The organism is Pseudoxanthomonas sacheonensis (genome assembly GCF_010093305.1).
GTDB lineage: Bacteria > Pseudomonadota > Gammaproteobacteria > Xanthomonadales > Xanthomonadaceae > Pseudoxanthomonas_A > Pseudoxanthomonas_A sacheonensis.
In genome coordinates this window covers 244,039-258,277 of the sequence record NZ_PDWS01000003.1, presented here as the reverse complement: position 1 = coordinate 258,277, position 14,239 = coordinate 244,039, and the positions used below count along the sequence as shown (strand labels likewise).

General features: G+C 68.1%; 12 protein-coding genes. 8 read left to right on the top strand and 4 right to left on the bottom strand.

The features are described from left to right. Window positions 1-271: 271 nt before the first annotated feature. The 6 genes from CSC73_RS04835 (at window position 272) to fabG (ending at window position 5,780) form a co-directional block, all read left to right on the top strand. Window positions 272-565: a beta-hydroxyacyl-ACP dehydratase gene (locus CSC73_RS04835; protein WP_163839266.1), complete on the top strand. Its 294-nt coding sequence runs from the start codon at window positions 272-274 to the stop codon at window positions 563-565. Continuing rightward, on the top strand, window positions 562-1,569 hold the full coding sequence (locus CSC73_RS04830; RefSeq protein ID WP_163839265.1) for a lysophospholipid acyltransferase family protein: 1,008 nt from the start codon (window positions 562-564) through the stop codon (window positions 1,567-1,569). The genes CSC73_RS04835 and CSC73_RS04830 overlap by 4 nt, the downstream gene beginning before the upstream one ends. Beyond that, entirely contained in the window at window positions 1,514-2,158 is a 645-nt protein-coding gene (locus CSC73_RS04825) for a LolA-related protein (RefSeq protein ID WP_343042695.1), read from the top strand. Before CSC73_RS04830 ends, CSC73_RS04825 begins: the two co-directional genes overlap by 56 nt. Next, window positions 2,158-4,497 (top strand): MMPL family transporter, encoded by a 2,340-nt coding sequence (locus CSC73_RS04820; protein ID WP_163839360.1) that lies wholly within the window; start codon window positions 2,158-2,160, stop codon window positions 4,495-4,497. Before CSC73_RS04825 ends, CSC73_RS04820 begins: the two co-directional genes overlap by 1 nt. Further along, window positions 4,484-4,924, top strand: a complete 441-nt coding sequence (locus tag CSC73_RS04815) for a hotdog family protein (protein ID WP_163839264.1) — start codon at window positions 4,484-4,486, stop codon at window positions 4,922-4,924. Before CSC73_RS04820 ends, CSC73_RS04815 begins: the two co-directional genes overlap by 14 nt. Before the next feature lie 121 nt (window positions 4,925-5,045). Next, complete coding sequence (fabG, locus tag CSC73_RS04810; protein WP_163839263.1) at window positions 5,046-5,780, top strand: 3-oxoacyl-ACP reductase FabG; 735 nt, start codon at window positions 5,046-5,048, stop codon at window positions 5,778-5,780. Between the two features lie 73 nt (window positions 5,781-5,853). Here fabG and CSC73_RS04805 read toward each other — a convergent pair whose 3' ends face one another. Genes CSC73_RS04805 through CSC73_RS04790 form a run of 4 tightly spaced genes read right to left on the bottom strand, consistent with a single transcriptional unit; the run spans window position 5,854 to window position 10,301 of the window. Continuing rightward, the gene (locus CSC73_RS04805; protein ID WP_163839262.1) at window positions 5,854-7,473 is read right to left on the bottom strand and encodes an NAD(P)/FAD-dependent oxidoreductase; all 1,620 of its coding nucleotides are present in this window, start codon (window positions 7,471-7,473) and stop codon (window positions 5,854-5,856) included. Continuing rightward, a complete protein-coding gene (locus CSC73_RS04800) occupies window positions 7,470-8,297 on the bottom strand; it encodes a glycosyltransferase family 2 protein (RefSeq protein ID WP_163839261.1) in 828 nt (275 codons plus the stop codon). Before CSC73_RS04800 ends, CSC73_RS04805 begins: the two co-directional genes overlap by 4 nt. After that, the gene (locus CSC73_RS04795) at window positions 8,290-9,102 is read right to left on the bottom strand and encodes a beta-ketoacyl synthase chain length factor (RefSeq protein ID WP_163839260.1); all 813 of its coding nucleotides are present in this window, start codon (window positions 9,100-9,102) and stop codon (window positions 8,290-8,292) included. Before CSC73_RS04795 ends, CSC73_RS04800 begins: the two co-directional genes overlap by 8 nt. Continuing rightward, window positions 9,099-10,301 (bottom strand): beta-ketoacyl-[acyl-carrier-protein] synthase family protein, encoded by a 1,203-nt coding sequence (locus CSC73_RS04790; protein WP_163839359.1) that lies wholly within the window; start codon window positions 10,299-10,301, stop codon window positions 9,099-9,101. Before CSC73_RS04790 ends, CSC73_RS04795 begins: the two co-directional genes overlap by 4 nt. A gap of 284 nt (window positions 10,302-10,585) precedes the next feature. Between CSC73_RS04790 and CSC73_RS04785 the strand changes: the two genes are divergently transcribed. Beyond that, window positions 10,586-10,858 carry a YcgL domain-containing protein gene (locus CSC73_RS04785; protein WP_163839259.1) on the top strand — a complete coding sequence of 91 codons (273 nt, stop codon included), beginning with the start codon at window positions 10,586-10,588 and terminating at the stop codon, window positions 10,856-10,858. Then, complete coding sequence (locus CSC73_RS04780; protein WP_163839258.1) at window positions 10,851-14,138, top strand: ankyrin repeat domain-containing protein; 3,288 nt, start codon at window positions 10,851-10,853, stop codon at window positions 14,136-14,138. The genes CSC73_RS04785 and CSC73_RS04780 overlap by 8 nt, the downstream gene beginning before the upstream one ends. Window positions 14,139-14,239: the final 101 nt, after the last annotated feature.

Here is a 14,239-nt window from a genome sequence, read left to right as displayed (position 1 = left end):
CGTCGCGCCCCACGATGAAGCCGTGGGGTTCGCAAGCAGGCCGGGAATTTCCGTAAGACACATCCCGTGTCTACGGAAACGGCGCACATCCATGTGCGCCGCCCCTGCAGGGTTTGTCCCGGCCTGCTTGCCGCGTCTCACGGGGCTGGTGGAGCAAGAACCGGAGCCAAAAGCCAAAAAGCCAAACAAAAGCGGTGCGCCGCAAGGTTCGCGGCGTTCAGCAAGGCGCTCCGGTATCCTTGTGTGCAGGGGACAGCCAGGAAAATGCGGTATGCAGTTCATCATTCCAGCGGATCACCCGAGCTTGCCGGGGCATTTCCCCGGTCGGCCGATCGTTCCGGGCGTGGTTCTTCTGGACCGGGTGATCGAGGCCATCGAATCCGATTGCGGGCCGCTGCCGCCGTTGCGTTTGCCGCAGGTCAAATTCCTCAAGCCCTTGCTGCCCGGCCAATCCGCTTCGGTGGAGTTGTCGGGCCAAGCGCCGCGCTGGCGTTTCCGGGTGTTGCGCGGCACGGAAGTGCTGGCCAGCGGCGAGATCGTGGCCGAAGCGCAGGCCGCGGCATGAGCGCCCACTGGAAACAGCGTCCGGAAGGCGGGGGACGTTTCGCCATCTGGCTGATCCGCGGCATCGCGCGCTACGGCGGGCGCAGTGTCGCCCGCATGTGCCTGTATCCCATCACGCTTTATTTCCTGCTGGTGCGCGGTCCGGAACGGCGCGCCTCGCGCACCTACCTGACGCGTGTGCTGGGCCGCAAGGCGGGACTGTGGGCGGTGGCCAGGCATATCCATACTTTCGCCGCGACCATCCTGGACCGGGTTTTCCTGCTGGGTGGGCGCTTCGATGGTTTCGACGTGCGCGTCACCGGTCTGCCGGGACTGCACGAAGCGATGGAGCGCCGTCAGGGCGTGCTGTTGTTCGGCTCGCACCTGGGCAGCTTCGAAGTGATGCGGGTGTTGGCCCAGCAACGCTCCGACTACAAGATCCGGGTGGTATTGGACAAAGCGCACAACCCGGCGATGACGCAGTTGCTGGATGCGCTGAATCCGGAGATCGCCGCCGGCGTGATCGATGCCGGACAGGATGGGCCGTCGATAGCCATGGCCATCAAGCAGGCCACCGACGAAGGCGCGCTGGTCGCGCTGTTGGTGGATCGCGCGCGTCCCGGCGAGCCCGCATTGAATACTCGGTTCCTGGGCCGCGAGGCGCCCTTCCCGACCGCGCCCTGGTTGATCGCCTCGGCGCTCAAGGTGCCGGTGGTGCTGGCTTTCGGCCTGTACCTGGAGGGCCACCGCTACCATCTGGCGTTCGAGCGTTTCAGCGACAGCATCGCCATGCCGCGCCAGCAGCGCGCCCAGGCGGTGCTCTCGCTCATCCAGCGTTACGCCGCCAGGCTGGAGCATCACGCCCGTGCCGCACCCTACAACTGGTTCAATTTCTATGATTTCTGGGGCAACGAAGATGAAGCCAGCACGCCGTCCACGGCCGATGCGCCGCGCATCGTGGCGATCGATCATGCCGATGCTGATGCTGCTGTGCAGCGTCGCGTGGCCGTGCGCCGCAACCCCTGAAGCCGGCGCGGCTGCGGCGGTCGATGCGGACTGGATCCTGCAGAAGCTGGCGCGGCCCGCGCCGGTGCGCACCGCTTTCGTGGAGCTGCGCGGATCGGCGATGCTGAAGGCGCCGCTGCGCATCGAGGGCGAATACCAGCGCCTCGACAAAGACACGCTGGTGCGCGCGGTGCGTTCGCCGTACGTGGAAACCACCACCCTGCGCAACGGCGAGGCGACCATCGCCCGCGCAGGCAAGTCGCCGCGCAAGTTCGCGCTGTCGCGGGTGCCGGAGCTGGCGGGCCTGCAGGCCAGTTTCGGCGCGTTGCTTTCGGGCGACCGCGCCTTGCTGGAAAAGCACTACCGGCTGACGCCGCAGGGCACGCGCCAGCAATGGACGCTTCTGCTCGCGCCCCTCGATGCGCAGATGAAGAGCAGCGTGCGCGACATCACCCTGTACGGGCGCGGCGCCGAGTTGCGCTGCATCGAAACCCGGCCCCTCAAAGGCGACCTGCAGCGCACGCTGCTCGCGGGCGCCGCCAATGAGGCCGCCAAGGCGAGCTCCGCCGCTGCGCTGGCCGCGTTGTGCCGCGCGGGCGCCGCGCGCTGATGCTGTCGGCGCGCAGCCGAATCGCGCTGGCCCTGCTGTGGCTCGCCATGCTGGCGCTGGCCGCGTGGGCGATCACTCAGCGGCTGCAACTCAGCGGCGACCTGCGCAAGTTCATGCCTGCCGCCGAAACCCCGGCGCAGAAACTGCTGATCGACGAGCTGGGCGAAGGCCCGGGTTCGCGCCTGTTGCTGATGTCGATCTCCGGCGCCGATGCGCAGATCCTCGCCGTGCAATCGCAGGCGCTGCGCAGCGCCCTGGCGGCGCGGCCGGAGTTCGCGCTGGTCGCCAACGGCGGCGATGCCAGCCTGGATTCCATTCCGGAGCGGCTGCGTCCGTACCGCTACCTGCTGACCGACACTTTCGATACGCAGCCGTTCGATGAAGCGATGCTGCGCGAAGAACTCGATGCGCGCATGCAGGACCTCGGCTCGCCGGCGGCCTCGCTGATCGAGCCGCTGTTGCCTGCCGACCCTACTCTTGAAACGCTGAAACTGGCCGAGCGCTGGCAGCCGGCCAACGCGCCGCAACGCTTGCACGAGGTCTGGTTCGACCGCGCCGGCGACAAGGTCCTGCTGGTGGCGCAGACGCGGGCGGCGGGTTTCGATCCCACCGGCCAGCAGGCGGCGGTCGACGCCATCCGTTCCGATTTCGAAAAGATCGCCGCCGGCACCGGCAGCGCATTGACGCTGACCGGCCCGGGTGCGTTCTCGGTGGAGATCGGCGGGCGCACCGCCGCCGAGGCGCAATGGATCGGCATGGTCGATACCATCGGCCTGATCCTGCTGCTGGGGATCGCCTACCGCAGCTGGAAGATGCCGATCCTGGGCGCGTTGCCATTGGCCACCGCCGGATTGGCCGGGTTGGGCGCGGTGGCGTTGCTGTTCGACGGCGTGCACGGCATTACTGTCGCCTTCGGCTTCACCCTGATCGGTGTGGTGCAGGATTACCCGATCCACCTTTTCAGCCATCAGCGTCCGGGAATGTCGCCGTGGACCAACGCGCGTTCGTTGTGGCCGACGCTGGCCACCGGCGTAGCCTCCACTTGCATCGCCTACGTCACTTTTCTGTTCTCCGGCGTGGACGGGTTGAAACAGTTGGCGGCATTCACCATTGCCGGACTGGGCGCTGCCGCGATCAGTACGCGTTTCCTGCTTCCTGCGCTGATAGACCCCGCACCGCGCGACTTCGCCGATTCGCGTGCGCTGGCGACAATGTGGCGGGGCATCGCGCGTTTGCCGCGACCGAAGGGGTCGCTGGCAATACTGGCCCTGGCCGCGTTGGGCGTCATCGCGTTCGCGCCCGGCCCGTTCTGGCAGAACGACCTTTCCAAACTCACGCCGGTGCCCGCCGATGCGCTGGCGCAGGATGCGGTGCTGCGCGACGAGCTGGGCGCGCCGGATGTGCGCTATGTGCTCACGCTGGAGGGAAAGACCGAAGACCAGGTGCTGCAGGCTTCGGAACGTTTGCGTCCGGCGCTGGATCGGCTGGTGGCCACGCGTGCGTTGGCCGGCTACGACCTGGCTGCGCGCTACCTGCCCAGTGCGCAGGTGCAACGCGCGCGCCAGCAGGCGCTGCCGTCGCGCGATCGCCTTCAGGCAATGCTGGCAACGGTGCTGCAGGATTCGCCTTTCAACGCGGATGCGTTCGATCCCTTCATCACCGACATCGAGGCCGCCAAGCGCGCGCCCGTGCTTTCCCGGACCGGCCTGCAGGGCACGCCGCTGGCGGCTAGCGTTGCCGGTTTGCTGCTGCCCGGCAGCGACCACGCCACCGCGCTGGTGTCGTTGAACGGCCTGCAGGATCCGGTGGCGGTCGCGAAGGTGGCTGCGGCCAACGGCGCGCGATTGCTGGATCTGAAGGAAGCCTCCGAATCGCTGGTGGCCGCCTACCGTGGCCGCGTGCTGGCGGCGCTGGCCGTCGCCGCGCTGCTGCTTGCGGCCACGGTGTGGATCGCGTTGCGCCAGCCGCGGCGCGTGCTGCGGGTGCTGTTGCCGATGGCGCTGACGACCCTGCTGATCCTGGCCGTGCTGCGTGGCCTGGGGGTCGAATTGAACCTGTTCCACCTGGTCGCGTTGATCCTCGCCGCCGGTCTGGGCCTGGACTATGCGCTGTTCTTCGATCACGCCGGCGACGACCGCGCCGATCAGCTGCGCACTTTGCACGCACTGATCGTGTGCAGTCTGATGACGTTGCTGGTGTTCAGTCTGCTCGCGTTGTCCTCCATCCCCGTGCTGCGCGCGATCGGCAGCACCGTGGCCATCGGGGTGTTCGCCAATTTCGTGCTGGCGCTGCTGGTGTCGCGGCAGCCGGTGCAGGAGGCTCCCGATGCTGCCCCGTGAGCAGATCGAAGCGATGATTCCGCACAAGGGCGGCATGTGCCTGTGGGACCAGGTGGTGGAGTGGGACGCGCATCGGATCGTCCTGCGCGCCAGCAACCATCGCGATATTGCGCATCCGCTGCGGTCCGGCGACAGGCTGCGCGCCGTGCATCTGTGCGAATACGGCGCGCAGGCCATGGCCGTGCATGGCGGATTGCGCGCACGTGCGCGTGGCGGCGATGCGGGCCCAGGCCTGCTGGTCGCGTTGCGTGGCGTGCAGCTTCATGTGTCCTACATCGACGCGTTGCCCGGTGCGCTCGAGTGCGAAGCCGAGGTGCTGGCCGAAGGCGAGGGCAGCCAACAGTATGCGTTCCGCATCCACCAGGGGGACCATCTTCTTGTCGAAGGCCGCGCCGCAGTCATGCTTCAGGCTGTAGGAGCTGCGTAAGCTGCGACCGTGGTCTTTCCGATCGCATGCGTGCGCGACCCGGTTCTTACGGTCGCAGCTTACGCAGCTCCTACAAAAACGCGCGAGCGCAGTTGTTCAACGAACTAAGGGAGAATCCGAGATGCAACAGGAATCCATGAAGCGCGCACTGGTCACCGGCGGTAGCGGCGACCTCGGCGGCGCCATCGGCAAGCGGCTCGCGGCGGACGGCCTGCATGTGATCGTCCATGCCAACGGAAATCTTGCGCGCGCCGAGGCGGTGGCCGCCGACATCCGCGCGGACGGCGGAAGTGCGGAAGCCGTCGCTTTCGATGTCGCCGAAGGCGATGCGACGCGAAAGGCTGTCGAAGCGCTGTTGCAGGACGGTCCCATCCAGGTGGTGGTCAACAACGCCGGCATCCACGACGACGCTCCGATGGCCGGCATGTCCGAAGCGCAGTGGAAGCGGGTGATCGATGTTTCGCTGCACGGTTTCTTCCACGTCACCCAGCCGTTGCTGCTGCCGATGGCGCGCACGCGCTGGGGGCGCATCGTCAGCGTGTCTTCGGTCGCCGCGGTATTGGGCAACCGCGGCCAGACCAACTACGCCGCCGCCAAGGCCGCCTTGCACGGCGCCTCGAAATCCCTGGCGCGCGAGATGGCCGCGCGCAACATCACCGTCAACGTGGTGGCGCCGGGGGTGATTGAGGGCAGCATGGCTGGCGATGCTTTTCCGTCTGAGGTGGTAAAGCAGATAGTGCCGGCGGGGCGGGTGGGCAAGCCGGAAGAGGTTGCGGCGCTGGTGGGATTCTTGTGCGGGGAACAGGCGGGGTATATCAATGGGCAGGTGATTGGGGTCAATGGAGGGATGGGTTAGCCAAAAAATATTCCGGGCCCATTTTCTTCCGGCCGTCATCCCGGCATGCGCCGGGATGACGGCACTATTTTAACTAGGCGGCGTCGGCATACCAGAACGAGGCCAGTGAAATCTCCGCACTTTCGGAACCCGCAAGCAACTCATCCAACCCATACCCATCGATCTGTCCATGTTCGGCCCTGGCCCGCCCCAGTATCTCCCGCGCCAGCCACTCCATCCGCGCCACGTTGTCGCCTATGCGTTGCATAAACGCGGCATCGTCCAGTTCATCCAGCAGCGCCCGATTCATTTCATGGAACCAGTCGACCTCGTACTGGTTGAGGAAGCGGTCGTCCGGGCGCAGCGGCGCGCTATTGCGCCGGCCCCATTCGCGCAGCAGCGCCTGCATCGACAGGTTCAGCTGGCGGCCGCGCAGGAATTGCGGTCGCAGTTTTCCGATCAAGGCGATCTCGGTAAGCCGCCGACCGAAGAACAACGGCGCCAGCAACGCCCAGTAGTAGGTGTAGTCCCAGATCACCTTGACCGGCATCACCTGCGCATCGCCGAATAGCGGATACTGATCCTGGTACAACGTCAACGTATTTTCGTAGAACGAGAAGTACATCTGCTGGTAGATCTCGGCATAGGGCGCGAACGACCGGCCGGCGCGGTCCTTGCCGATCAGGTCGCAAATGAAAGTGTTGCTCATGGCGATGAAATCGCTGCCCGGCGAATAGAACGGATCCAGGAACAGGCCCGCTTCGCCGGTCAACGCCCAGCGGTCGCCGCTGAACACCTGTTTGCAGCCATAGGAAAAGTGGCGCAGGAACAGGAAGTCCTGCAGCCGGTGTTCGGGCTTTTCCAGAGAACGCGCCACCTGCGGCTGGTGCTCATGCAGCCAGGCCATCGCCTTGTCGAAGGTATTCATGGTTTCCAGCGGGTGCATCTTCGCGTCGCAGACGATGCCCAGGGAATGCGCGCCCGACGCCAGCGGAATCAGCCAGAACCAGTAACCGGGTCCGCACATATGGTTGGTCGAGCGCCAGCGATCCGGCGGTACGCAACGCGCCAGCCACTGCGGGTCGTCGGACCATTGGTCGGGATCGACGAAACCGTCCACCCGCCACCACACCGCATTGGCGTCGTGGTCGTTGGGCTGGGCCAGCCCGCGCTTGCGCTTGATCAGGCCCGCGCGGCCGGCCGCATCCACCACCCAGCGCGCAGCCAGCGTGACGCTTTCGCCCGCCTGCTCGAAGCTCACCGCATGCGGCTGGTTCTTTTCGTCCAGCTCGATTCCACGCACTACCGCTTCGTCGCGGAAATCCACGCCCAGCGCGCGTGCCTGTTCGCCGAGAAAATTTTCGAAACGCCCGCGGTCGAGCTGCCAGGAGGGCGCGGGCAGCAGTTCGCTTACGCCCAACTCGGTGCAGCGGTCGATGTCGTTGCGGCCTTCGGAAAAGAAGAACCGGAAGCCGAACTTGCGTATCTGTTCGTTCTCCAGGTGCTCGCGGAAACCGAGCACATTGGCGAAGTAGTGCGCCCCGATCTCCACCGTCGATTCGCCGACTTTGAATGCGGCCTCGCGCACCGGATGCGCGCGTCGCTCCAGCACGGTGACGCCGATCGCCGGCTCGCGCTGCTTCAGTTGTATCGCCAAACTCAATCCCGCCAGTCCGCCACCCAGTATCACGACGTCGGTGGCGGTGGAGTTCATGCGGGTTTCCTGACCTCGGAGGTGACCGGTGGAGCACCGAATTCCCCGCTGGGATCGTCGATGATCGGCGGGTTGGCCTGGATGCTGCGGTATACCGCGGGAATGCCGCCGTAACGCAGGGCCTGCCTCACAATGTGGCTGGTGATGCGGTAAAGATCTGTGAGGGGCCGGAAGTGGCTGGGCCGGAACTGCTCCTCGCTGCCGGCGCTGCGGTAGCGCGATTCGATCGGCACCGACACGCAACGCGTGCCCAGGGTGCGGGCCGCGGAAATCACGATCTGCGCTTCGAACACGAAATTCTCGCCAGGGATGTCGTCCAGCGCCAGCACTTCGGCCGGATAGAAGCGCTGGCCGCTCTGGCTGTCGGCGATCTGATAACCGGTGCCCCAGGCGATGCCCCAGTCGCCGAACTCGTTGGCCAGCCGGCGGTAGGTAGGCTGCGAGGCGCGTTTGCGCAGGCGCGCGCCGATCACGATGCAGCCGGGATGGCGGTTGGCCGCGTCCAGCAAGCGCGGCAAGTCACTGGCCGAGTGCTGGCCGTCGCCGTCCATGGTCAGCACGCCCTTGAAGCCGCGCCGCAGCGCTTCGCCGAAACCGTCGCGCAGCGACTGTCCCTTGCCCTGGCGCTGCTCGTGCCGCAGTACGGTCACCGGCAGGTCGGCGATGCGTTCGCCGGTGCCGTCGGTGGAGCCGTCGTCGACCACGATCACGTTGGGGCACTGCGTCAGCGCGCCCTCCACCACTTCGCGGATACGCAGCGATTCGTTCAATGCCGGGATCAGCACTGCGACCTGGTTGCGTTCGAGCCGTTTAGGCTCAGTCATAAGCGATCTCCATCTGCAGAATCTTCCCTGATCCGGCCGTTATCGCCGCGTGTGGGCGCGACAAGGCAAGCGCTTCGAACAACGGCAGCATCGGCAGCATGGCGTTGCCGGCGGCCATTCGCGAAAGCGCGCCGTCATTTTCGGCGGTAACTCCCGTCGCTTCCTGAATGCTCGCGCGCAGTCGCGGCATGCCCGGCTGCGGATCGGCGACCAGCAACAACGCGCCGCCCAGCAAACCCTGGCTGCGGGAAACCTCGCTCAGCGGTCCGGTCGCGGCGCTGTCGTAGCCGACCAGCAATACGGCGTCGGTGCCGGTGGCCAGTTGCGCCAGCGCTTCCAGCAGGCCCTGCGCGAAGCTGGCGTCGTAGGCGCTGATGGCCGTGGCCGGGGCCATGGCGCCGGCGCCGATGGTCCAGTAGCCGGCCGCCGCGTTGTGCACCGAGTTGTGGAAGCGGGTGGGCGAGAGGCTATGCGGGTCGCTGGCCAGGGTCTGGCACATGTAGTCGGTGATGGCCAGGTCGCCATGGGTGGAAGCGAACACCGAAGACAGCGTAGTCGGATCGCGGCCGGCGGCGGTGCAGGCGGCCAAAGCCACTTCCAGCGCGACCGCCACGGTTTCCGGCGCGCGCCGGCGTTCGTTGGGCGCCAGCAGCTGGGGCGAAGGCTTGGCCGGCGCGTCGTCGGGCGGCATGCCATTGGCGGGCGGGCCGTCGGCCAGGTAGGCGCACGCCGCCGCCCACGAGGGCAGGCCGCGGGTCCAGAAACCGATACCGGCGATGCCGGCCGAAAGAACCGGCGAAGTCATACGCGTCCGAAGACCAGGGACGCGTTGTTGCCGCCGAAACCGAACGAATTGTTCATGGCCAAACCGATACTGCGCTGTGCGTTGTCGAAGCGGATCTGCGGACCGCAGGCCGGGTCGGGGGTGGCGCTGTTGAGCGTGCCGGGCAGCAGTCCGCTTTCCAGCGCCAGCAGCGCGATCGCCGATTCGACGATGCCCGCCGCGCCCAGCGTGTGTCCGGTCCAGCCCTTGGTGGAACTGGCATGCAGGCGCTCGGGGAACATGCCGGCGACCGCGCGGGCCTCGACCGAGTCGTTCGCGGGCGTAGCGGTGCCGTGCAGGTTGAGGTAATCCACTTCGCCTGCGCCGATGCCGGCGCGCGCCAGCGCATCGCGCATGGCCAGGCGCGCGCCCAGTCCTTCGGGATGCGGTGCGGACATGTGGTGGGCATCGCTGGATTCGCCGTAGCCGCGCAATCGCAGGCCTTCGGTTTCGCCTTTCGCCGGGCGCTCCAGCACTGCGAAACCGCCGGCTTCGCCGAGCGAAAGGCCGGTCCGGTTCGCATCGAAGGGCCTGCACGGTTCCGGCGAAACCAGCTGCAAGGCGTTGAAGCCGAACAGCACGCTGCCGCACAAGGTATCCACACCGCCGACCAGGGCCGCATCGGCCAGGCCCGCCTGGATCAGGCGCGCGGCCTGGGCGAATACCTTGGCGCTGGAGGAGCAGGCGGTGGCCACGGTGATGCACGGACCGCGCAAGCCGGTGGCGTGGCGCACGAAGTCGCCGAGCGAATGCGGCGTGTGCAGCATCGGCCGGTCCAGGTCGGCCGGGAAATGGCCGCCTTCGCCCGGCGATCCGCCCGATAGCCGCGTGTAGGCCTCTTCGGTGGCGCCGATGCTGGAAGTGGAGGTTCCCACCACCACCGCCACACGGTCGGCGCCATGGCGTGCGACCGCTTCGGCCACCGCTTCGGGCAGCCCGTCCTGCTGCAGCGACAGCCATGCCAGCCGGTTGTTGCGGCATTCCCAGCCCGACAGCGCGGACGGCAGCGGCGCGTCTTCCAGTCCGTCCACGCGCCCGATCCAGCAGTCGAGGCGTCCCTCGCCGCCGAAATCGTTGCGGCGCAGTCCGCTGCGGCGGCCATGCAGCGCTTCGGTCAGCGCGCCGCGGCCGCGGCCCAGGGCGGTAGTGGCGGTATAGGCGGTGATCGCCAGGGCAGGCATGGGTGACAACGGCGATGACTGCACGCGGTATTCCGTGAACTAACGTGCCCGAAGTATAGCCAGTGGCGACAGCGGGAAAATTCGCGCCGGCTTAATGGCGCGCGCGGCGGCGAAGCGCCGGATTCAGCCTTGTGAGACAAACCGCGCCAGGCGTTCATTCTCCCCTCGCAAATACCGCTGTTTCGAGCCCTCCCGCACGTTCGCGCGCGCCGCCGCGGGTTTCGCTATGCCCGCGTTTCCTCCACAATCCTCCCACCCCCAAACGCAGGACGCGTCACGCGCGGATGCAAGCCTACGTCTACAAGAGCCAGCGCAAGGCCGACACTTTCGTCTACCTCGCCGCACGCGACGATTTCGAACGCATTCCCGAGTCCCTGCGCGCGCCGCTGGGCGAGCTGGCCTTCGTGCTGGAGGTGGCGCTGACGCCCGAGCGCAAACTGGCGCGGGAAAACACCGAGACGGTTCGCCAGAATCTGGCCGCGCGCGGCTTCCATCTGCAGTTTCCGCCGCGGATATTCGACCTGCAGGACGGCGATGCCGGCCGCTCGGATGGCTAGGAAAGCGTCCCTGTCCCGTGCCGCGCCCTGGGTCGCCCTGGCGCTGGGCCTGCTGCTGGCCGCGCTCACCGGCATCGGCGGCGTCGCCGCCGCAGCGGGCGCGCTGCTGGCGCAACCGGCGCTGGCGCTGGCGGTTTCGTGGCAGCGCCGGACCTGTGCGCGCCCCTCCGGCATGGCCTGGCGCGGCGAAGCGCTGGCGTTGCTGTCGCTGTGGGCGGTGGGTTTCCTCGCCTCCGCATTGCTGGTGGCATGGCCGCTGAGCGCGCTGCGCCAGAGCGGCAGCCTGCCTGCGGCGCTGGGCCTGAGCGCGGTGGTGGGCGCATTGCTGATCGGATTGTGGCGGACCTGGCCGCTGTGGCATCTGCTGGAACGCGAGGGCGGTTCGCTCGCCGAACACTGGCGCGGCCTGTCCGAGCGCGACATCCATGCCTGGCATGGACTGGGCGTGGCGGCCCTGGTGGCGGTGGCCATCGGTTTTGGCGGCGTGCTGGCCTGGCCCGGATTGGTGCCTGCGCACCTGCGGATTTTTTTTGCGCTGGCCTACACGCTGCTGCTGCCGGTGCTGCATTGGGCGCTGCAGCGCGCCGCCGCGGCCCGCACCCTGCCGGTGCTGGTGATGACACCGGCCACGGCCGATGCAAGTTCCGCTTCCGTCGCCGCACTGCCCGCTGCCGAAGAGGATCTGGATACAGCGCTGTTCGCCGCGGCGCGCGCAGGAAGGGTGGAGCGCGCGCTGGAGCTGCTGGAGGCCGGAGCCAACCCGCGCGCCGCGTCTACCGACACCCGCGACCAGCGCAGCCTGGCCACGCTGGCGGCGGTGCTGCCCGATCTGCGCCTGCTGCGCGCCCTGATCGGCCGCGGCATCGACCTGAACCAGGCGCAGGCGGGCATGACGCCTTTGCTGGCCGCCACCCGCGACAGCTGGCATGGAAGGCCCGATGCGGTGACTACCCTGCTGGCCAACGGGGCCGATCCGCGCGCCGCCGACAGCGAAGGCAACACCCCCCTGCACCATGCCGCGCGCAGCTCCGATCCCGGCGTGGCCGCGTTGCTGCGCGACGCCGCAGCGGAAATCGACGCGTTGAACGGAGAGGGCATGACCCCGCTGGCGGTGGCTTGCGTTGCCGGCAACTGGCGTCTGGCCAAGTTTCTGCTCGAGCGTGGTGCCAAACCCGAACCGACCGGGGGACAGCCGGTGCTGCTGGCCGCCGCGGCTACCGAAGAGGACGATTCGGCCGGCGTGTCGTTGCTGCTCAAGCACAAGGCCAAGGTCGACACGCGCGACAGCCGTGGCCGCACTGCGCTGCATGAAGCGGCCTTCGCCGGCCACGCCGACATCACCGCCGCACTGCTCGATGCCGGCGCCGACGTGCAGGGCCGCGACCAGGCCGGCCGCACCCCCTGGCTGGAAGCGGCGCGTGGCGGCCATGTCTCCGTTCTGGACGTGCTGGCCGAAGCGGGTTCGCTTCCCAGCGACGAAGACAGCGACGGCCGCAACGCTCTGAACCTGGCCTGCGCTGGCGAGTCGGTGCCCGCGGCGCTGGTGCGCCGCCTGCTGGAACTGGGCGTTGACCCGGACCACGCCGATCGCCATGGCAGGCGCGCAGTCGATCTGGCGGCCGAGGCCGGTCGCTGGGCCATCGTGTCCGCACTGGATCCCGCCTATGCCCTGCCCTCGGCGGTAGCCGAGAGCGAAGAAGACCAGGCGCCGCCCGATCGCGCGCCGCTGGGCCTGGTCCGCGACGGCCTGCAGGCCGACCGGCGCGAAGGCCTTGAAGCCCTGGCCAGGCTCTGTTCGGCGCAGGAGCTGGGCACGCTGCTGCACGACCCGGACATCGTCGCTTCGCCCGCGCGCGTGGAGTGGCTGTTGCGGCAAGGCGCCGATGGCGAAGCGCGCGACAGCCAGGGCGATGTGGCGGTATTCGCACTGCTGGCGCGCGGGCCCGAAGCGCTGCCGCTGCTGCGGTTGCTGCTGCAGCGTGGCCTGTCGCCCGCCGGCGCCGGCGGCTTGTCCCGCTTCCTGTCGGCCTGCCTGCAAGGCAATCCTTCGATGCGCGGCGCCGAAGCGTTCGCGCTGGAATTGCTGGAGCGCGGCGCCGATCCCTTCGCTCCTTCGCGCAACGGCGATCCGCCGCTGTCGCTGACGGTCCGTCTGGGGTGGAGCCGCCTGCTCGATCGCCTGCTGGATCTGGGCCTCAATCGCGAAGCGCGCGATGGGCATGGCATGTCCGCCCTGCACCTGGCCACCGCGCTGGGCCGCGAAGGATTGTTGAAGCAGTTGATCGCCAAGGGCGCTTCGCCGGAGGCGCGCGCGGCCGATGGGCAGACGCCGCTCGGCGTGGCGCTGGCCAGTGGCCGCCGCGATCTTGCCGATTGGCTGGATTGGCGCGGCTGGCCCCTGCCCAAGCGCGCCCTGCGCGCCGCCGACTTGCCCGCTGCGGCGATGGCCGGCGACGCCGACGCGGTACGCCGCCTGCTGGATCTGGGTTTCGCGGTCGACTCGCCCGACGCGCAGGGCTGCACCGCGTTGCTGCGCGCGGCGGGCGGCGGCCACCGCGTCACCGTCGATCTGCTGATCGGTCACGGTGCCGATCCGCAGCACGCGGCCAACACCGGCGCCACGCCGCTGTCGGCAGCGGTCAGCATGCGCCAGGCCGATATCGTCAACGATCTGCTCGCCGCCGGCGCCCAGATCGAACACCGCCTGCCGGGCGGCGTCACCGTATTGATGCTGGCTTCGGCGCTGGGCTTGCCGGATATCGCCGCGCGCCTGCTCACCGCCGGCGCCAACGTCCATGCCAGCGACGCGCAGGGACTGACGCCGCTGCACTGCGCCGCGCTGTTCGGATTCATCGCCCGCGACAAGCCGCGCCTGGTCGCATTGTTCGATACCTTGCTGCTGGCCGGCGCCGAACCAGAGCAGATTGCCGCCGGTGCGGTCACGCCGCTGCTGCTGTTGCTGGGCGCGCGCGCCGAACCGGGCACCGCCTGCGATGAGGAAGTAGTGCTGGCCGCGCTGGAGCGCCTGCTGGACGAAGAAGTTTCGCTGGACGTGCAGGATCCGCGCGGTTTCGGTCCGCTGCATCTGGCGGCGCTGCATGGATTGCTGCGCGTGGTCCAACGCCTGTTGCGCACCGGCGCCGATCCGGACCTGCGCGATGCGCTCAACCGCACGCCGCGCGAGATCGCGGTGATGCGCGGTTTCGTCGATGTGGCCGCGGAGTTCTCGCCCGCGGTTTCCGGCGCATCGATGGCCAGGTTCCTGCGCGAACCGCGATAGAAGAAACGAGGACCACCGTAGGGCGGGCATTGCCCGCCATCGCGGAGGATCAATTTGCATCGGCCCGTATCGAAACCGGTTCGATGCGGTCATGGTTTCGA

What these genes read in the sequence shown, in the direction of transcription:
- CSC73_RS04835 (WP_163839266.1), top strand. Translation starts at nt 272, where the DNA reads ATGCAGTTCATCATTCCAGCGGATCACCCGAGCTTGCCGGGGCATTTC.
- CSC73_RS04830 (WP_163839265.1), top strand. Translation starts at nt 562, where the DNA reads ATGAGCGCCCACTGGAAACAGCGTCCGGAAGGCGGGGGACGTTTCGCC.
- CSC73_RS04825 (WP_343042695.1), top strand. Translation starts at nt 1,514, where the DNA reads ATGCCGATGCTGATGCTGCTGTGCAGCGTCGCGTGGCCGTGCGCCGCA.
- CSC73_RS04820 (WP_163839360.1), top strand. Translation starts at nt 2,158, where the DNA reads ATGCTGTCGGCGCGCAGCCGAATCGCGCTGGCCCTGCTGTGGCTCGCC.
- CSC73_RS04815 (WP_163839264.1), top strand. Translation starts at nt 4,484, where the DNA reads ATGCTGCCCCGTGAGCAGATCGAAGCGATGATTCCGCACAAGGGCGGC.
- fabG (WP_163839263.1), top strand. Translation starts at nt 5,046, where the DNA reads ATGCAACAGGAATCCATGAAGCGCGCACTGGTCACCGGCGGTAGCGGC.
- CSC73_RS04805 (WP_163839262.1), bottom strand. Translation starts at nt 7,473, where the DNA reads ATGAACTCCACCGCCACCGACGTCGTGATACTGGGTGGCGGACTGGCG.
- CSC73_RS04800 (WP_163839261.1), bottom strand. Translation starts at nt 8,297, where the DNA reads ATGACTGAGCCTAAACGGCTCGAACGCAACCAGGTCGCAGTGCTGATC.
- CSC73_RS04795 (WP_163839260.1), bottom strand. Translation starts at nt 9,102, where the DNA reads ATGACTTCGCCGGTTCTTTCGGCCGGCATCGCCGGTATCGGTTTCTGG.
- CSC73_RS04790 (WP_163839359.1), bottom strand. Translation starts at nt 10,301, where the DNA reads ATGCCTGCCCTGGCGATCACCGCCTATACCGCCACTACCGCCCTGGGC.
- CSC73_RS04785 (WP_163839259.1), top strand. Translation starts at nt 10,586, where the DNA reads ATGCAAGCCTACGTCTACAAGAGCCAGCGCAAGGCCGACACTTTCGTC.
- CSC73_RS04780 (WP_163839258.1), top strand. Translation starts at nt 10,851, where the DNA reads ATGGCTAGGAAAGCGTCCCTGTCCCGTGCCGCGCCCTGGGTCGCCCTG.